15 protein-coding genes are annotated in these 19,924 nt (G+C 47.0%); 5 read left to right on the top strand and 10 right to left on the bottom strand.

Translation table 11 applies throughout. The annotated features are described in order from the left end of the window. Positions 1-12 precede the first annotated feature (12 nt). Positions 13-1,107, top strand: coding sequence for an RluA family pseudouridine synthase (locus JUB15_RS15455; RefSeq protein WP_207513390.1), 1,095 nt, complete (start codon positions 13-15; stop codon positions 1,105-1,107). A gap of 166 nt (positions 1,108-1,273) precedes the next feature. On the opposite strand, the gene JUB15_RS15450 is transcribed toward JUB15_RS15455, so the two are convergent. The 5 genes from JUB15_RS15450 to JUB15_RS15430 form a co-directional block, all read right to left on the bottom strand. Next, positions 1,274-2,215, bottom strand: coding sequence for a hypothetical protein (locus JUB15_RS15450; protein ID WP_207513389.1), 942 nt, complete (start codon positions 2,213-2,215; stop codon positions 1,274-1,276). Positions 2,216-2,222: 7 nt separating this feature from the next. Continuing rightward, a complete protein-coding gene (gene def / locus JUB15_RS15445) occupies positions 2,223-2,801 on the bottom strand; it encodes a peptide deformylase (RefSeq protein WP_207513388.1) in 579 nt (192 codons plus the stop codon). Positions 2,802-3,074: 273 nt separating this feature from the next. Beyond that, complete coding sequence (gene ruvX / locus JUB15_RS15440; RefSeq protein ID WP_207513387.1) at positions 3,075-3,488, bottom strand: Holliday junction resolvase RuvX; 414 nt, start codon at positions 3,486-3,488, stop codon at positions 3,075-3,077. A gap of 351 nt (positions 3,489-3,839) precedes the next feature. Continuing rightward, a complete protein-coding gene (locus tag JUB15_RS15435) occupies positions 3,840-4,781 on the bottom strand; it encodes a UbiA-like polyprenyltransferase (protein ID WP_207513386.1) in 942 nt (313 codons plus the stop codon). Positions 4,782-4,905: 124 nt separating this feature from the next. Then, a complete protein-coding gene (locus JUB15_RS15430) occupies positions 4,906-5,448 on the bottom strand; it encodes an RNA methyltransferase (protein ID WP_242696358.1) in 543 nt (180 codons plus the stop codon). A gap of 286 nt (positions 5,449-5,734) precedes the next feature. Between JUB15_RS15430 and mutS the strand changes: the two genes are divergently transcribed. Next, positions 5,735-8,353: a DNA mismatch repair protein MutS gene (gene mutS / locus JUB15_RS15425; protein WP_207513385.1), complete on the top strand. Its 2,619-nt coding sequence runs from the start codon at positions 5,735-5,737 to the stop codon at positions 8,351-8,353. Positions 8,354-8,669: 316 nt separating this feature from the next. On the opposite strand, the gene JUB15_RS15420 is transcribed toward mutS, so the two are convergent. The 4 genes from JUB15_RS15420 to glmM form a co-directional block, all read right to left on the bottom strand. After that, a complete protein-coding gene (locus tag JUB15_RS15420) occupies positions 8,670-9,857 on the bottom strand; it encodes an acetyltransferase domain-containing protein (RefSeq protein ID WP_207513384.1) in 1,188 nt (395 codons plus the stop codon). 276 nt (positions 9,858-10,133) lie between these two features. Continuing rightward, complete coding sequence (locus JUB15_RS15415; protein WP_207513383.1) at positions 10,134-11,666, bottom strand: gluconokinase; 1,533 nt, start codon at positions 11,664-11,666, stop codon at positions 10,134-10,136. A gap of 173 nt (positions 11,667-11,839) precedes the next feature. Then, on the bottom strand, positions 11,840-12,970 hold the full coding sequence (locus JUB15_RS15410) for a cysteine desulfurase family protein (RefSeq protein ID WP_207513382.1): 1,131 nt from the start codon (positions 12,968-12,970) through the stop codon (positions 11,840-11,842). A 312-nt stretch (positions 12,971-13,282) separates the two neighbouring features. Beyond that, on the bottom strand, positions 13,283-14,662 hold the full coding sequence (glmM, locus tag JUB15_RS15405; RefSeq protein WP_207513381.1) for a phosphoglucosamine mutase: 1,380 nt from the start codon (positions 14,660-14,662) through the stop codon (positions 13,283-13,285). A 397-nt stretch (positions 14,663-15,059) separates the two neighbouring features. Here glmM and JUB15_RS15400 point away from each other — a divergent pair, with 397 nt between their 5' ends. Then, positions 15,060-15,803: a class I SAM-dependent methyltransferase gene (locus tag JUB15_RS15400; RefSeq protein ID WP_207513380.1), complete on the top strand. Its 744-nt coding sequence runs from the start codon at positions 15,060-15,062 to the stop codon at positions 15,801-15,803. Between the two features lie 135 nt (positions 15,804-15,938). On the opposite strand, the gene JUB15_RS15395 is transcribed toward JUB15_RS15400, so the two are convergent. Continuing rightward, entirely contained in the window at positions 15,939-17,849 is a 1,911-nt protein-coding gene (locus tag JUB15_RS15395) for an LTA synthase family protein (RefSeq protein ID WP_207513379.1), read from the bottom strand. A 124-nt stretch (positions 17,850-17,973) separates the two neighbouring features. Here JUB15_RS15395 and JUB15_RS28710 point away from each other — a divergent pair, with 124 nt between their 5' ends. Both JUB15_RS28710 and JUB15_RS15385 read left to right on the top strand, forming a co-directional pair. Beyond that, positions 17,974-18,582, top strand: a complete 609-nt coding sequence (locus tag JUB15_RS28710; protein ID WP_207513378.1) for a phosphatase PAP2 family protein — start codon at positions 17,974-17,976, stop codon at positions 18,580-18,582. A 21-nt stretch (positions 18,583-18,603) separates the two neighbouring features. Then, positions 18,604-19,917 (top strand): hemolysin family protein, encoded by a 1,314-nt coding sequence (locus JUB15_RS15385; RefSeq protein WP_207513377.1) that lies wholly within the window; start codon positions 18,604-18,606, stop codon positions 19,915-19,917. Positions 19,918-19,924: the final 7 nt, after the last annotated feature.

Raw genomic sequence — 19,924 nt, 5'->3', positions numbered from 1 at the left:
CTGTGATACCACATGACTATAAAGGATGCCAACACTTTTAATGAGCAGGACGAAAATTTTGAAGGCGCAGAAAGCGCAGATGGCGCTGAAGGCGCAGAGGAACTGTATGAACGATTCAGTTTGGTGGTAGATAAGGGCCAGGAACCCATGCGCCTCGATAAATTCCTGGTAGCCCGTATCGAGGGCGCTTCCCGTAATAAAGTGCAGCAATCCATTGAAACCGGCCGGGTTACGGTAAATGGTAAAACCGTACAGGCCAATCACAAAATAAAGCCGGGCGAAGAGATCATCGTGTACTCCGACAAGGAAATGCATGGCGAAGAGATCATCCCGGAAAAAATGCCGTTGAATATTGTTTTCGAAGACGATGACATCCTGATCGTAAATAAGCCGGTGGGACTGGTAGTACACCCGGCCAGCGGTAACCCCCGCGGTACACTCATCAACGGCGTTGCCTGGCATTTACAGCAGCAGAACAGCGATATTTCGGCCGACACCCTGCCCCGTTTTGGACTCGTGCACCGGATCGATAAAAATACCAGCGGTTTAATGGTGCTGGCAAAAACCGAAAAAGCGGTGACCTCCCTGGCCAAAGAATTCTTTGATCATACCATTCACCGCCAGTATGTGGCCATGGTTTGGGGCGATGTTGCCGAAGACAGCGGCACCGTTCGGGCGCATATTGGCCGCCACCAGCGCTTCCGCAAGATCTTCGACGCCTACCCCGATGGGGATTATGGCAAAGATGCGGTTACCCACTATAAAGTGCTCGAACGCCTGGGCTATGTGACCATTATCCAGTGTGAACTGGAAACTGGCCGCACCCACCAGATCCGCGTACATATGAAACACCTGGGCCACCCCCTGTTCAATGATGAATTATATGGTGGCGACAGAATTGTAAAAGGGACCGTTTTCAGCAAATACAAACAGTTTGTCGACAACTGTTTTGCCATTTGCCCACGGCATGCCCTACACGCAAAGACAATCGGATTTATTCATCCCCGCAGCCGCAAAGAAGTGGTGTTCAACAGCGAAATGCCAGAAGATATGCAGCAGTTGTTCGAGAAGTGGAGGGGCTATGCCAAGACGCGGTCAATAACGTAATTTGCTAATGTGCTGATGTGCTGATTTGCTAATGTGATAATTCGATAATGCTATAATTAGATAATTAGATAATTTAGAAATTAGGGGAAGCCTGCGAGCTATCGAACCTCCCTGAATTGGATTCATTATCACATTATCACATTATGAAATTATCACATTTTCTGTCTCACTTACTTAGGCCAAAATCAAAGAGCGTGGCTGTAAAGATTGAACGCTCCCTCTTTTTCATGACCACGTCCCAGTTGCCATTATACCGAAGCAGCTTTGGCACGAGGTAATTGCCGAATTTTGTGAGCTCTACTTCCATGCGTACGTCAAAATCGTACACGCCGGCATTGTAGCTAAGGTCGTAGTTGCGGGCCACGATCTCCCAGGTATCAATACGGAACCAGGTGGTCATATTGTTCACTACGATCTTGTCCTTTTCACCTTCCGACAGATCAGCCCTCGGTTTGCAGGTGAACACATAACACATTTCGCCTTTGAAGGCTTCCATATCAATGGTGAAATCGTACCGCTCTGCAACGTCCTCTTCGAACAAGGCCACCTTGTTGCCAATGAATGGAATGCCGGGGATCTTTTTACCGGGGTTGAAGAACAACATTTTCAGTTGCTCTTTATGTTTTGCCAGTCCGCTTTTACCCTGTGTGCTGAACGTTGCCTCTTTTACAATATTCGTTTCCCCACAAATGGTATCGGCAGCAAAGAACAAACCGGCATACATGCCGGCTGTATAATAGTTGAACTGATGATGTTTGTCGTAGATATCGCCGCTGGTGGTTTCTTCCAGTACCTGGGTATAGCGGCAGCCATTATTTACATGCTGCCTGGTACGGCTGTAGAGCGAAGCCGTCACCTGGTCTTTTTTACCCAGCATCCTGATATCGTTCAGCGATGTATAACCGAGTACTTTCAGGTTACGGAACGCTTTGTAAAAAGTAGTGTCGTTTTTGATGCGCTCGATGAAAGCCTGTACGTTCAGGTTATTGCGCACCACTACTTCTTTCAGGGTTACCGCTTTGTTTTCAAAATGCACCAGGGAGTCCTGGGCATACAGCGGACATGAAACCAGTAAGAAGATCAGTACGCGCCAGCAGGCTGGTAACATATCGGCACTATTTAGGGAAGATCATTTTGTAATCGGCCCGCACTTTACCTTTGGAAATATCATCCAGTTTACCGCGCAGCATTCTTTTTTTCAAAGGCTTCAGGTAGTCGATAAACAATTTTCCTTCTATATGGTCGTATTCATGCAGAATGATCCGGGCAGTAATGCCATTGAATGTTCTTTCGTGCGGCACGAAGTTCTCATCTACATAACTGAGCGTTACCGTTTCATTACGCATGATGTCTTCCCTGATCCTGGGAATGCTTAAACAACCTTCGTTATAGGCCCACTCTTCTCCATTGAGCTCTTTGATCCGGGCATTTATAAATACCTGTTTAATGCCAGGCTCATCGGGATATTTCCCTTTTTCATCCTCCTCCTGGTTCTCGAAGATCTGGGCACTGTCAACGACAAACAAACGGATGTCCTTATTGATCTGCGGTGCCGCCAGTCCTACCCCGCTGCTGGCATACATGGTTTCCCACATATCAGCGATCAGTTTCGACAAATTAGGATAGTCGGGGGTTATTTCCTTACCCTTGCTCCTCAAAATTTCAGCCCCGTATGCTACGATCGGTAAAATCATGGTATCTGTTCCTTTTGAATAAAATTTGGGTGCAAAGTTACTTATAAAAAGTGAGTGGCTGAAGGCTGTTGCCGGTTACCGGTTACCAGTTGCCGGTTTACCTGTTACAGGTTTCAGGACATATGGCTCATTTTCATAAATCATTACAACCGGCGGCTTACCTTTTTAGCTGTTACAGGGTGCGGGTTTCCCTGTAACTTGAAACTTGTAACCTGTAACAACTATCTCATTTACCGCTGGGTTATTGGCCATTTACTTGCTATTCATTGATAATCAGCTAATACTCCGAAGATACTCCTGCAGCATGATGGTGGCGGCAATTTCGTCGACCAGGGCCTTGTTCTGCCGTTGCTTTTTCTTCAGCCCCATATCGATCATTGCCTGGGAGGCCATTTTGGAAGTGTATCGCTCGTCGACCATTTTAATGGGAATGGTGGGAAATTCTTTTTTCAGCCGCTCCACCGCTTTTTTCACCAGCGGTGTGGCATGCGTATCCGTTTCGTCCCAGTTCTTGGGCTCGCCCATAATGATCAGCTCCACGGCTTCTTTCTGGAAATAGTCCTTCAGGAAAGGGATCAGTTTGGGCGTCTCCACCGTTGTCAACCCGGTTGCAATGATCTGCAGGGGATCGGTAACGGCCAGGCCGGTGCGTTTTTTTCCGTAGTCTATAGATAGAATGCGAGCCATTCAAAAATTAAAAGTTCTTTGTTTATAACTGGCAGTTCCAGGTTTCAGGTTCCAGGTTCCTCGGCATATCTTCCCAGTCCCTGCATCCTGTAACTTGTATCCTGTACCTTGTAACCGGTAACATGTAACCTGTACCTAATTAATATGCTTTTGATTTGTACCCGGTGACAGGGAACCGGTAACCGGTAACTGAATTTTCCTGCACCCTGTATCCTGTACCCTGTAACCTGTAACATGTAACCTGTACCTGATAAATATGCTTTTGATTTGTGCCTGGTGACAGGGAACCGGTAACCAGTAACTAAATTTCCCTGCAACCTGGACCTTGCAACCTGTAACTTTTGAGTGTAATCACCCTACAAACAGATCAGTAATAACAAAAATTGCAAACACCACACTGGCTATTCCATTCGCTGTCATAAACGCCAGGTTCACCCGGCGCAGATCGGTTGGTTTTACAATGGAATGCTGGTACAGCAGCATGCTTACGAAAACAGCCACGCCGATCCAGTAGATCCAGTTAAAATGACCATATACACCGGCAGCAATAACGCAGGCAGCGCTTAACACATGTAATAGCTCCGACACGCGTAGTCCTTTCTTCTTTCCCAGCCAGGCAGGGATGGAATACAATTGTTTTGATTTATCGAACTCTTCGTCCTGCAAGGCATAAATGATATCGAAGCCGCTTACCCAGAAGATCACTGTCAATGAAAATAAGATCGGCAGCAACGCAAACGCGCCCGTCACCGCCAGATAGGCGCCAATGGGGGCCAGCGATAAACCCAGTCCCAGCACGAGGTGACAAAGCGGTGTAAAGCGTTTGGTATAGCTGTAAAACAAGATCACGAACAATGCTACGGGTGATAACAAGAAACAAATGCGGTTAATGAACCAGGTGCATACCACAAACAATAGACTGCAGATAATAGTAAACCACAATACATTGTTTGCTTTCAGTATACCGGCCGGAATTTCGCGGATGGCAGTCCGCGGGTTTTGCGCATCGAAGTGGCGATCGAGATAACGGTTGAAGGCCATGGCGGCGCTGCGGGCGAAGATCATGCAAAGGATGACCAGCATGAATAATAACGCTAACCGGGAATAGTTAGGGGTGAACCTGAAAACAGTGGTAACAAACTCGCCTTGCTGACCCAGCGATTTTCTGGCCTCGGCTATACCCGTGTTCATCAGGGCAAAAACGCCCAGCATAAATCCGATCATCGCAAAGGGCATGGCGAAAATGGTGTGCGAAAATTTTATCAGGCTCAGGTATTTTTTGACGGTGCTCATTGTTGTTTATCGAATATTGAATGTATATTTTTTATTGGGCAGGAATCGTCATCGCAATCGACAATCGTCAGTCGACAATCGTCAGTCGACAATGCTGAAACTGCATTATCACATTATCACATTATCAAATCATCACATTAGCTAATTTGCTTCTGACCAGCTCCCACAACACGATCCCCGCCGCCACGGAAATGTTCAATGAGTGTTTCATGCCGAGTTGCGGAATTTCAATGCAACCGTCGCATAATTTGATCACTTCCTGCTCTACCCCCGTCACTTCATTGCCAAAAACAACAGCCACCGCTGCCTGTTGGTTAATATCGAACTGATGTAAGGGAATGCTTTTTTCCACCTGTTCTATCGCATATACCAGGTAGCCATCTGCTTTGAGCTTTTGCACAGCCTCCACGGTTGTTTCGGCATATTTCCATTCCACCGTTTCAGTAGCGCCCAGGGCGGTCTTATGAATATCGCGGTGCGGGGGTTGAGGCGTATAACCGCACAAATAAATGCCCCGCAACAAAAAAGCATCCGCCGTGCGAAATACACTGCCTACATTGTGCATACTGCGGATATTATCCAGCACCACCACTACAGGCATTTTTTCGGCTTCCTTAAATTCATGAACCGATTTGCGGTTCAGTTCGTCCATGCTCAATTTGCGCATGGGGGCAAAGTTACTTTAAAATGGCCTTTCTTACCAGACCCACCACGATTTCGAGATTGCGGGATTTTGGGATTTCGAGATTTAGAGATTTAGAGATTTCGGGATTTAGAGATTCTGGGATTTTGAGATTTTAAATTAATCGGAAAGATGGCCCTTGAGCAAATCTCAAAATCTCAAAATCAGAAATCAGAAATCAGAAATCAGAAATTCTTATTTCTTCCCATTTTCTCCACATCCCCGATCCCTGCTTTTTTATCCCCTGTCAAACCTTTTATATTTGCCTGCCATGTCAAAAGCCACTACAGAAACTCCATTAATGCAACAGCACCGGGCCATTAAACAACGGTACCCCGATGCTGTACTGTTGTTCAGGGTAGGTGATTTTTATGAAACTTTTGGCGAGGATGCCGTCATTGCTTCGCAGGTGCTGGGCATTACCCTCACGAAAAGAAACAATGGCGCCGCTTTCAGCAGCGAACTGGCCGGATTTCCCCACCATTCGCTCGATACCTACCTGCACAAACTGGTGCGGGCCGGTTATCGCGTAGCCATTTGCGATCAGCTCGAAGATCCCAAAGCGGCCAAAGGCATAGTGAAACGCGGCGTAACGGAATTGGTGACGCCCGGGGTAGCCACCAATGACAAAATGCTGGAACATAACAGCAATAATTTTCTGGCTGGCATTCATTTTACTGAAGAACAGGCCGGCATTGCCTTTCTGGATATTTCTACCGGAGAATTTTTTGTGGCCGAAGGCAATTCGGAATACATCGATAAATTACTGCAAACCCTGAAGCCGGCTGAGGTCATCTTTCAGCGCAGCTTCCAAAAGCATTTCAAAGAGGTGTTTGGTTCCCGCTTCTATACCTATACCATGGAAAGCTGGATCTTTGACGAACCGTATGCTACGGAAAGTCTGCTCAAACATTTCAACACCCATTCCCTGAAAGGATTTGGCGTAGAAGAGTTGCACCGGGGTATCGTAGCCGCCGGCGCGGTATTACACTACCTGAAAGATACCGAGCACCCCAACCTGCAGCATATTACGAGTATCCAACGCATAGATCGCGACGATTACCTGTGGATGGACCGCTTCACCATTCGGAACCTCGAGCTCATCAGTAACGGCAATGGCGAAGGCAACAACCTGCACAAGGTGCTCGATAATACGGTATCGCCCATGGGTGCCCGCCTGCTGAAACGCTGGATCTTGCTGCCCTTAAAAGATACTACCCGCATTAATGAACGGCTGAACCTGGTTGAGTTCTTTATAAAAGAAGTTGATCTTCGGGCCAAATTGACACAGCACATTAAACAGTGCGGCGATATTGAACGGCTGGTGAGCAAGATCCCGTTAAAAAAGATCAACCCGCGCGAGGTGCTGCAAATTGCCCGTGGTCTACGGCATATTGAAGAGATCAAACAGATCTGCAGCAATACCGACAATGAATACCTGAAACGGCTGGCCGATTCATTGAACGGCTGCCGCTACATTGAAGAAAAGATCACCAAAGAGATCATCGATAACCCGCCGGCCATGGCGGCCAAAGGCGGCGCCATTCAAAACGGCATTCACGCCGAACTCGACGAGCTGCGCAATATTGCTACCAATGGCAAGGAATACCTGGTGCAACTGCAGCAAAAGGAATCGGAGAAGACAGGCATTTCCTCGCTAAAGATCGGTTTCAATAACGTGTTCGGTTATTACCTTGAGGTAACCAATTCACATAAAAGTAAAGTGCCCGCAGAATGGATGCGCAAACAAACGCTGACCAATGCGGAACGGTATATTACCACAGAGCTGAAGGAATACGAAGAAAAGATTACAGGCGCTGAAGAAAAGATCCTGGCTATTGAGCTCGACATTTATGAAAAGCTGTTGCTCGAATTGCAGGATTACATTGCGCCGATGCAGGTGAATGGTCATGTAATGGCCGTGCTCGATTGCCTGCTGTGTTTTGCACATAATGCCCTTCACTTTAATTATAAAAAACCCGAGCTGCATGAAGACGGTGTGCTCGACCTGAAAGAGAGCCGCCACCCGGTGATAGAACGCAATTTACCGGTGGGTGAACCTTATATTGCCAACGACATTTTGCTCGATCCGGCCACTCAACAGGTGATCATTCTAACAGGACCGAACATGAGCGGTAAAAGCGCCATATTACGGCAGACAGCGTTGATCACCCTGATGGCGCATATGGGCAGTTTCGTACCGGCTACTTCAGCCCGTATTCCGCTCACTGATAAAATATTCACCCGCGTAGGCGCCTCCGATAATTTAAGCGGCGGCGAATCTACCTTCATGGTGGAAATGAATGAAACCGCCAGCATTATCAATAATATTTCCAGCCGCAGTTTGATCCTGCTCGATGAGATCGGCCGCGGTACTTCAACCTACGATGGTATTTCCATTGCCTGGAGTATTGCAGAATACCTGCATCAATCGCCCCACGCACCCAAAACCCTGTTTGCCACACACTACCATGAGTTGAACGAACTGGAAAACAAACTGGTGCGGGTAAAGAACTATCATATCACCAATAAGGAAGTAGGCAATAAGATCATTTTCCTGCGTAAACTGGCGCCCGGTGGCAGCACCCATAGCTTTGGTATTCATGTGGCGAAAATGGCGGGTATGCCCCCTGCCCTCATTGAACGGGCAAATGAGATCCTGAAACTGCTCGAAAAAAAGCATGAGGAGCAGCCGGCTACCAACGCCAAGAGCAAACTGGCCGAACAGGTAAAACAACCCGACACTGCAAAAGTACAGCTCTCCATTTTTGACGCCCACAGCGAAACCTTCGAAGGCATTCGTAAAATGTTACAGGATATCGATATCAATAGATTAACGCCCGTGGAAGCGTTGTTGAAGTTGAATGAGATCAGGAACCTCGTGAAATGATGTGATGATGAAACAGCACAAATGTGCTGATTAGCTAATTAGCTGATGTGCTAATGAAATACAGCGCTAACGATAATTAGCTAATGTGATGATGTGATAATTTGATAATGTGATAATGAAAAACAGCGCTAATATGCTGATTAGCTGATGTGATGATGTGATAATTTGATAATTTGATGATGAACAGCACAAATGTGCAGATTAGCTAATTAGCTGATGTGCTAATATGCTGATGTGCGTTTTGCGTTTTGTATTTAGCCTTGAGCCTTTAGCGTTTTGCGTTCCGCGTTTAGCGTTCAGCGTTAAGCGTTCAGCGTTACAAATAACTCAGCCACCATTGCGTATGCGTGTTCTTATAATTGTTATACCAGCGGCATAAAGGGTATAATAACAATACCAGCGCTATCCAGATGATATATACCGCCCACAGATCATAACCGAACTGCACCGGCCGGAACAGGAAAGGCGTTGGACCGGCAATATCCTTTGCGCCATATCCCTCTATATAAAATGCAATGACCGTTGCCAGGTGGATCAGGTAAATATGCAGTACGTAATAGAAAAAAGGCACCCGGCCGAATACTTTTACAAATTCTGCAAACCGGTTCTGCACATTTTCGAGCAGGGCCAGCATAATAAGCGCGGGCCCCAGCGTTATACACGTATACATCAATGAAGGCGGATACTTTTGTACGTTCATGAACGCCAGGAAACTACCTAAAGCGGTTGACCGGCTCGTCCAGGTAAAAGGATCGCCGTAATTGTTCATCAGGCGCAGCACCACAAATAATGCGATCAATGCCAGTCCGGTCAACAGCAGTTTCTTTTGCCGGCTTTGCGCAGTTACAATCGGTTCAAACAATCTTCCGGCACAATAGCCCATGAGCATTATACCCAGCCAGGGCAGAAAAGAATAAGCTATGATAAGCATTCTGTTCGGTGCATAGGCATAGGTATCAAAACGCCCGTTGTGTAACAGGTCCCAAAAAAACCCTACGTCATTTTTACGGGCAGCTTCCGGATAGTCGAGGATATTATGCCCAAACACGATCAGGGCGCCTATACTGAAAATAACCCAGTAGGGCAAACGAACCGCCAGTCCAAGCAGCACCATACTGATGCCGATGGCCCATATTACCTGTAGTATAGTGGTTCTGTATAAAGGATCGAAGGTCCAGCCCAGGGTTATTACAACCACTTCTATCAAAATAAGCCAGAGTCCTCGTTTCATCAAAAAACTGCCCAGGTCGGCTTTTGTTTTCCTGGTGCCCACCAGGTAAGCGGACGTTCCGGCAAGAAATACAAAAGTAGGCGCGCAGAAATGCGTGATCCAGCGGGTAAAATACAAAATGGGAGTAGTTGTGTCGGGATTCAGCGGATCACTTTGAAAAGCATCAACATGAAAATAGTCGCGGACGTGATCCAGCGCCATAATGATCATTACGATACCGCGCAAGATGTCAATAGATTGTACCCGCTTTCTGACTGCAGTTAGTTCATTCATACTGGCTCTTTAAGGGTCCTCCAAGGTACAACTATTCCCCTTAATGGCTTATGATTTGGGTTTAACGGCAGCAGGCATAAATAAAAGCTGCCCCGATCCTTTCGGGGCAGCTCGATCACACTTTCGCATGACTTGTTTTAACTTAACCACAGCGATTGAAAGGTAGAGTTGTGCATCCTTTCACTGTATATACTTTAAAAAATATGCCAGTTGTGCCAGATAAATGAAACAAAATGTTAAAGGGCATTAATACTATTGCTACTCAATGAGATAGAACTAGCTCCGGATCTTATGTAATCGGTAAAAATCATCTTTTAACTTATCATAAAGCCCTGAATATACTGCATAATAACGATGGTAGCGGTCATGCATCGCCATATCGGGTACATAATGCTGCGGCTTGTGGATTTCAGGCATCAACAGGTTGCCGGCCAGCAGGTCCAGGGCCTGCAAACCAAGTATGGCCGCGCCTGCAGAAGAAGCATCGTCGTTATTGATCACCTTGATTTCTTTGCCAAAAAGATCAGTTAACCATTGTAACCATAACGGAGCATTGATAAAACCGCCGCTCGCATATATATGCTGTATAGTACCCACAGTTTCCTGTACGGAAGTGGCTACCTGGTACAATGCATAGTTGATCCCTTCAATAATGGCGCGCATAAAATGCGCCTGCGTATGGCCGGCATGCACGCCGAAAAAAACGCCTTTTGCAACAGCGTCCCAGATCGGCGCCCGCTCGCCCAGCAGGTAAGGAAGAAAGAGCAAACCGTCGGCGCCCGCCGGCGCCTGGGCAGCCTGCTCAACAAACGCAGCCAGGTCTTTGGCGCTGGCAAATGGCTTATGCAAAAAATGCTCGGTGTACCATTTCAATAACACAATACCGTTATTGATCGCTCCGCCGGATACGTACCGTTCGTTGGTTAGGATGTAATTAAAGATGCGCTCCTGCTTATCCCAGGCAGGCTGGCTGGCCATCATACGCACAGCGGCGCTGGTGCCAATGGTCACCGACAGATCACCAGGCTGAGTGGCATGGCTGCCAAGGTTGGCCAGACAGCCATCACTGGCGCCAATGATAAAAGGCGTGTCGGCGACCAGCTCCAATTGTTCAGGACAAGGCCTTTTGAGTCCTCTTAAAACATACGTGGCAGGTACGGGCCGCGACAGGCGTGCCGGGCTAATGCCGGCTGCTGCCAACGCCGGTTCATACCAGGTGTTATTGAAAATATCGAACAAGCCGGTAGCTGATGCAATGGAAAAATCGACCAGGTATTCCTGAAAAAGACGGTGAAAGATGAATTCCTTGATGGAAATAAATTTATGGGTAGCTGCAAATATCGCCGGCTCATGGTGTCGAAACCACATGATCTTACACAGGGGCGACATGGGATGGATAGGCGTGCCGGTGTGGCGATAGATCTCCCTGCCGGCAGGTGATTGTTTCAGGGTTTCTGCATAAGCGGCGCTGCGGGCATCGGCCCAGGTAATAACATTGGTAAGCGGTTGGCCACCGGCATCTACTGCAATCAAACTATGCATGGCTGCACTAAAACTGATACCGGCGAAAGTACCCGCCAGGGTTATTACCTGTTGTGCCGTTCTTTCAATACAGGTGATAACGGCATTGTATAACACCTCCGGATCCAGTTCGTGATAGTCCGGCTGTCGGGAAACCGGGTTATACGACATATACGTATTTGCAACAACTTTTCCCTCCCGGGTGTAGGCAATGGCTTTGGTGCCTGATGTTCCAATATCAACGCCGATGATAATGTGATTCTGCCCGGAGTGAGACCATTCTTTCATGGGCAGTAATTTACCAAAAAAATGAAGGCAGAAGTCGAAAATCGGAAGTCCGAAGTCCGAAATCGGAAGTCAGACCTCAGAATAAAAAAGACATCCCGATCACTCGGGACGTCTGTTCTTATTTGTTAGCAAAAGGAGCCGTTAACATATATGCCAGTCACCACGAAAGAACGCTAGATCATGTCCTTCAGTTTCTCCACCACAAAATCAATTTCTTCTTTGGTGTTATGTTTACTGAACGAAAAGCGAACCGTAACCTGGTTGGGGTTATTATTAATAGCCCGAATGACATGCGAACCCTGGTCGGCCCCGCTGGTGCAGGCGCTGCCTCCACTGGCGCAAATATTATTCATATCCAGGTTAAAGAGGATCATTTCCGACTTCTCCGTCTTGGGAAATGAAACGCTCAATACAGTGTAAAGACTGCGGCCCAAAGGATCGCCATTGAAAGAAACGCCGCGAACTGCCTTTTTCACCTGTTCCATCATATATACTTTCAGTTCCTGTATGTACCTGCTGTCTGCTTCGTACCGTTCGGTCGCCAGTTCAAGCGCTTTGGCAAAACCTACAATACCATACAGATTCTCGGTACCCGCCCGCATATTGCGCTCCTGCGCGCCGCCATGGATATATGGTTTGATCTTTACATTCTCGTTAATGTACAGTAAACCCACGCCTTTAGGCCCATGGAACTTGTGCCCGGCGCCAGTGATAAAATGCACAGGAGTATTGCGCAGGTCGAAGGGGAAATGACCGACTGTTTGCACGGTATCGGAATGAAATATGGCGCCATACATTTTACACAGGTTACCAACCGCATGCAGGTCGAGCATATTACCAATTTCATTATTGGCATGCATAAGCGTTACCAGGCATTTTTCGGTACTGCCGGCCAGCAGCCGTTCCAGGTCTTCCATATCAACATGGCCATTGGGCAGCAGCTTTACAAAACTCAACGTTGCTTCGCTATGGCGGTATAAATGTTCCACGGTGTGGGAAGTAGCATGGTGCTCGATCGGCGAGGTAATAATATGCCGGCAACCCAGGTCATGGATCGCAGCGTTGATGGCAGTGTTGGAACTTTCCGTTCCACCCGATGTAAAAAAGATCTCTGCCGGATGCGCATTCAGGATCTTTGCTACGATCTTGCGGGCATTTTCAATGGCCAGCCGGCTTTCCCGCCCGTAAGAATAAATGGCAGACGGGTTGCCAAACTTATCAGTAAAGTAAGGCATCATAGCCTCCAGCACCGCGGGGTCGAGCGGCGTGGTAGCAGCATTATCAAAATAAATACGGTTTGACATGTAGAATTCGTTTAAGTCCCCTTTCCACCGGAGGAATTAGGGGAAGGCCAAAAAAAAGCTCCGCTAAAAAAGCGGAGCAAAATTCAAAAAAATATTTGAATAGTTATTTTAATGTACCTGAATTACACGCATAGCATCAAAAACAATGTAACACCGTTAAATGTTCAAAAAACAGCGCTCTTCAACTGATATTATTCAAAAGAAGCCATTGTTCTTTGCATTATTTCCACCGGCCATTGCACCATCAAAAGGCCAGACTTTCTGAACTGTGGCCTACTTTCAAAGTGTGCCGCACCCTTTAAGCGCTCAGAACTACAAAAACTCCTTGATATCGTGCATCAAACGCAGCGCAATATTATTGGCGGTCGTTTCGAAGCTGCTTTCTGCATAAATACGAATGATCGGCTCTGTATTGGAAGTTCGTAAGTGAACCCAGTCACTGTCGAACTCAATCTTTAAACCATCTTCCGTATTCACCGGCTGGTTCTTGTATTTTGTTTTGATCTTCTCGAAGATCTCTTTTACATCGATACCGTTCTGCAGTTCTATCTTATTCTTTGAGATAAAATAATCGGGGTACCGGGTTCTGAACGAACGGATACCATTTTTGTGGGTAGCCAGTGAGCTCAGGAATAAACCGATCCCAATGAGTGCGTCACGGCCATAGTGCAGATCAGGAACGATGATGCCACCGTTGCCTTCGCCGCCGATTACCGCCCCCACTTCTTTCATTTTATTCACCACATTCACCTCACCCACCGCAGAAGGATAGTACTGTCCGCCGTGTTTGATAGTGATCTCTTTCAATGCCTTTGTGCTGCTCATATTGCTCACCGTATTACCTACTTTTTTACTGAGTACGTAATCTGCAACAGCTACGAGCGTGTATTCTTCCCCGAACATGCTGCCGTCTTCACAAACGAAACAAAGGCGGTCAACATCCGGATCTACAGCGATGCCCAGATCGGCCTTATGCTTACGCACAGCGGCGCTCAGGGCGGTCAGGTTCTCCGGTAATGGTTCAGGATTATGTGCAAACTTCCCGGTGATCTCTTCGTTCAGCACGATCACATCTTCAATACCCAGGGCAGCCAGCAATGGCGGAATAGCCAGGGCGCCGGTAGAGTTCACCACATCAACAACCACTTTGTATTGTTTCTGGCGGATGCTTTCCACATCGACCAGGGGATAGTTCACGATTGTATCAATGTGCTTTTGGATGTAAGTGTCATTTACGGTGTAGGTGCCCAGCTTGTCTACAACAGCGAAATTGAAATCTTCATTCTGGGCTTTTTCCAGCACCAGCGCACCATCGGCCCCGCTGATGAATTCACCGCGTTCGTTCAACAGCTTTAATGCATTCCATTCTTTGGGATTATGACTGGCAGTAATAATGATACCACCTGCCGCTTTTTCCCAAACCACCGCCATTTCAACGGTTGGTGTGGTAGACAAGCCAATGTCAACCACATCTATGCCCAGCCCTGTTAGCGTACTAACAACTAATTGCTGCACCATAGCGCCGCTGATACGGCCGTCCCGGCCGATAACAATCTTATTGCCCGAATTTTTTTCAAGCACCCAACTACCAAAGGCGGCGGAAAATTTTACCACATCAAGGGGAGTGAGATTTTCTCCGGTTTTACCTCCGATCGTTCCACGAATACCTGATATACTTTTAATCAATGCCACAATAACAGGGTTTAACAGTAATAATTACAAAAATAAGTGTTTGGCCGTTAGCAGGGGCTATCAGATTCGGGTATTTTACAGGATCGGGAATACGAAAAGTGAAGATAAGTGAAAATTAAAGACATTTTAGATATGAGTTCAAAGATGTGGAAAACAATGAGTAATATACGATTTCTGATTGCTGATTTTCGATTTCTGATTGCTGATTTTCGATTTCGAGATTTGCCAATGCACCAGAACCTCCGCGTAATCTCAAAACCTGCCTGCAAGCAGGAAGGCTTTGGGGTAAATGCCAAAATCTCCAAATCCCAAAATCCCAAAATCTCGAAATCCCGAAATCCCGAAATCTCGAAATCAAAAATCGTTAAGCCCTACTTTTGCGTAAACTTTCAGGCGCATGTTCAACAGCAGTAACTGGTTCAAAGAGTGGTTCAATTCACCTTATTACCATAAATTATATTTTGAACACGACGAGCAGGAAGCCTCCGCCTTTATGACCAGGCTGCTCGGGAAACTAAAGCCGGCCGAACATGCCAAACTGCTCGATGTAGCCTGCGGCCGCGGCCGGCATGCTAAATTCCTCGCCTCAAAAGGGTTCGATGTAACCGGCATCGACCTGGCCCCCGACAGCATTGCCATTGCCCGGGAACAGGAGAATGGCCACCTGCAATTCTTTGAGCATGACATGCGGCTGCCCTTCTGGATAAACTACTTCGACTACGCTTTTAACCTGTTTACCAGTTTTGGCTATTTCAGAACAGAACGTGAACACTACAACGCCATCCGCACCATTGCCGGCTCCCTGGTGCACAAGGGTACCCTGGTAATAGATTACCTGAACGTGCATTTTGCCGAGGACCACCTGGTGCATAAACAGGAAAAGGTAATTGACGATGTTACCTATTACCTTACCAAATGGTTCGATGAAACGCATTTTTACAAGAAGATCGAGATCGAAGACGAGGCCCTGGAGGCGCCGCTGGAATACACCGAGAAAGTAGCCAAATTCTCCCTCGGCGATTTCAACGATATGTTTGCCTTTTACGACCTGCAGCTGAAAGAAGTGTATGGAGATTATAATCTCAATGGCTACGATATAAAACAAAGCCCGCGGATGATCATGATTGCGGAGAAGAATTAGATGATTTGATAATTCGATAATGTGATAATTATTGATAATCGGGCGGCCTGCTATTTGACAGACCTCCCGAATATGCGCATTATCACATCATCACATCATCACATTATCACATCATCACATTATCACATTATCACATTATTTGCCCCCTTTCTTATTATTAAGCAACATAAACTTCGCCGTCTCATACAACGCATCGGTAAGCACCTGCATATCATGCGCAATGGCGGCATGTTCCGCATCGTTGGGAACGGGTTCATTATTTACAATGGAAACCAGTTCTGCTTTTTTGGTCACCAGCTGCTTGCGGTATAAATAATCACCCTTCACCACACCGGTCATGCTGTTATCCGGATCAAAAATAAATGCAAACCCTTTGGTGGCCGAATCCAGCAGGTCTTTGCCGAGTGTGCTGTTGGTGTATTTGATATTCAACAATCCGGCAATGGTGGGCAATACATCGGTTTGTGAACTGATGGTATTGATGCGGCGGGGCGCCAGCAGCCCGGGTGCATAGAATAACAGGGGCACATGCATACTGGTCAGCCGCTGGGCCGTCCATGATCTGGGGAACAGCGCATCGGCATTGCCGGGAATGCCATGGTCGCCGATAAACACGAATATGGTATTGTTAAAATACTTTTCCTTACGGGCAGCTTCAATAAATTTCTGGTAACCGAAATCGGTGTACCGGAACGCATTCATTTCCGCCAGGGATTCAAACCCATATTTCGCCAGGGAATCCGCAGGCGCCTCTATCTTTTTAAACTCCTTCAGGTCTTCCTCCGGTATGGTGTATGGCCGGTGGTTGTCTGCCGTTTGAATAATGGCAAAAAAAGGCTTCTGCTGCCGGGCCAGCACTTTATTGGCTTCCAGGAACAGGTTCTTGTCACTGATGCCCCATACATCGATCTTTTCTGCCTTATAATCTTCCTGTTCGTATAAATGAAGTCCATCTATATTGTTGGTAAGCACCCCGCGGATGTTCGCCCAGCTGGTGCTTCCGCCCAAAAAGTAAAATTTCTCGTAGCCGGTAAGATCGTTGATGATGGTATGCTGGTCAACAGCAGCCGGATTACGGCTGGCGGTCTTAGGCATTTCCACATCGGGTGTGCCGGTAATGGTTGCCCAAACACCGCGGGCAGTTCCGTAGGTAGGTGTAAAACAACGGTCGAAAAAGATGCCCTGCCGGCATAAACTATCGAAAAAGGGAGTGGTATTCAACGGATTGCCATACATGGAACTTTTATAGGCGCTGAACGATTCACAGATGACCAGTACAATATTAGGCTGGGTGGTGATCGCGCCGGGCCGCGGATTTACGGTTCGCCGAAAGGCCGCCGGAAAAGGCAGGTCCGTCGGAAAATTAAAATGTTCGCCGATGACCGGGGCAAAAGCCTTCACTTTCTTTTCATCATAGGTGCTGTGCCTGAACTTCAGCGTGCTGAAAAAACTTTCAAACGGGTTCAGTGCCAGGTAGGCTTTATAGTCGCTGCCCTGTGCAAATGCATCGCTCCACCGCAGCGGGTACTGGTTGAACCTGCCGAAAATGAAAAAGCCGAAAACCACGAAGCAAACGGCGAAGGAAATAATGCGATTGCGTTTTGTTCCGGTAAACGATTGCTTGCTGACCGTGCGGTGTGCACGATGGATGATCCAGATCAACACGGCGGCAACAAGCAAAACCGCCAGCACCATCCGCACAATCGGATACGATTGCCAGACCATATCCATGGAAATGCGGGCATCTTCCAGGTAATTCAGTACACTGGCATTCAGCCGCTGCTCCAGGTAAGCATAATGGGCAAAGTCAACCGAAAAGAAGAAAAGTGCAAACAAAATGGCCACCGCCAGGGTGATCATCCAGAATTTTTTTCCCCGGCCACTGGAAAAGGGATGTAATACGGGTATACTTCCCAAAACAAGCATGGGTATCAGTAACCAGGAGATCATGCGCAGGTCATACCGCAAACCCAGGAAAAAAGACCCGCCTAATTGGCTAAGGCCATAACTTTGCTGGTCGGAAAGAATAAATAACCCCAGCCTCATGAGCGTGAATAGAACAAGGAAAATCAAGCCAGTCCATAATATCCACCGGATCAGTTTAGGAATTTTCGCCATACGTTATAAATAACAAATAAGACCTAAAATTATAGTATTTATTTTTGCAATTATGATTGTTGATCCACCCGCCTTCCTATTAACATTTTGGCAACTAATTCAGCCCTTCGATGCATGGCTGATCACCCATATTAACCAGGACTGGAGCACATCTTTTTTAGACACCGTTTTGCCGTTTATGCGGGAGACCCTCACGTGGATGCCCCTGTACCTGTTCCTGCTCTTATTTGTGACCAGAAACTTTGGTATAAAAGGCTGGTGGTGGGTCATGGGCGTGATCCTGTGCGCCGCCCTTAGCGATCTGATCAGCAGCCAGCTAATAAAACCAAACATTATAAGAACAAGGCCCTGCCGCGATGAAATAATGGGTCCGCAATTACGCTTTTTCATCAATTATTGCCCACGCAGCAGCAGTTTTACTTCTTCCCATGCCACCAACCATTTTGCCCAGGCCATGTTCTTTTTTGCCACCTTACGGCCAGCTATAGGTAAATGGGCCGGTCTTTTCTTCGTTTGGGCGTTTATTATTGCCTATACACAGGTTTATGTGGGGGTGCATTACCCTTTTGATGTATTTTGCGGGGCGCTCCTGGGTTGCGGAATAGGTTTTCTGCTAAGCAAACTATTTCATAAGCGAATAGGAATGCTTACAGTATCTTAGTTTAACCAAACCAACCGGCTAATGGAATTATTTATTTTACTGGCGTTGATCTTATTGAATGGTTTATTTACGATGTCTGAAATAGCCCTGGTATCAGCCCGCAAAGCCCGGTTAGAGAACCTGGCCAATAAAGGTGATGAATCGGCCCGCAAGGCTCTGCAACTGGCTAATAATCCTGAGATCTTTTTATCCGCAGCACAAATAGGTATTACGCTCATTGCCATCCTTACGGGTGTGTACTCGGGCGAACGCTTTGGTAAATACCTGGAACCTTCCATCGAAAAAATTGAAGTGTTGCGGCCGTATGCCCAAACCGTGGCCACTACGATCATTGTTATAATCGTTACTTTTTTATCTATTGTTTTCGGCGAACTGATCCCAAAACGCATCGGTTTGATAAAGGCTGAAAAAATTGCCCGAATCGTAGCGTTACCGGTCCTTTATTTTTCCCGGGCCACCCACCCTTTTGTGTGGTTGCTCAACAAGACCAGCAACCTCTTTCTGAAACTGCTGAACGTAAAAGTGACTGCCGATAATTCGGTAACGGAAGAAGAAATTAAAGCCATGATCAGCGAAGGCACCGAACAGGGCGCCATAGAAGAAGTGGAACAGGAGATCATTGAACGGGTGTTTCACCTGAGCGACCGTAACATTACCTCGCTCATGACCCACCGCAGCGATATCATGTGGTTCGATATGAACGATACCGAGGATTCCATCCGCGACAAGATCCTCAATGAGCCGCATTCGGTATATCCTATTTGCGATAAAGACCTGGATAATATCAAAGGCATTGTTTCCCTGAAAGACCTGTACGTCACCAACGACTTCACAGCTTTCAAATCCATTATGAAACCTGCCCTGTTCGTGCCGGAGAACATTACGGCCTACCGCCTGCTCGAACGGTTCAAACAACAGCGCGTGAACTCCTGCTTTATCGTTGATGAATATGGAAGCCTGCAGGGTATGGTAACGCTGAACGACATTTTAACGGCGCTGGTTGGCGAAATGCCGCAGCCGGATGATGATTACTATGAAATTGTAAGACGTAAAGACGGCAGCTACCTGGTAGATGCCCAGATCCCTTTCTATAATTTCCTGAGCTATTTTTATAAAGCCGAATGGATGAGTGAAGTGGAGCAGGAATTTGATACGCTCGCCGGCTTCATCCTGCACCAGCTCGAACGTATTCCTCACATCGGCGATAGCATGGAGTGGAAAGGGTTTCAATTCGAGATCATTGATATGGATGCACAGCGGATCGATAAGGTGCTGGTAACACCTTCAGACGATATTAAGGAAGAGATGGAGGATAATGAAGAAGACGAGGCTTAATTAGCTA

Origin of the sequence: Longitalea luteola (assembly GCF_017356035.1) — a bacterium.
Lineage (GTDB): Bacteria > Bacteroidota > Bacteroidia > Chitinophagales > Chitinophagaceae > Niastella > Niastella luteola.
Note: the sequence above shows the minus strand (reverse complement) of the source record. Positions and strands in the feature narration are given on the sequence as shown.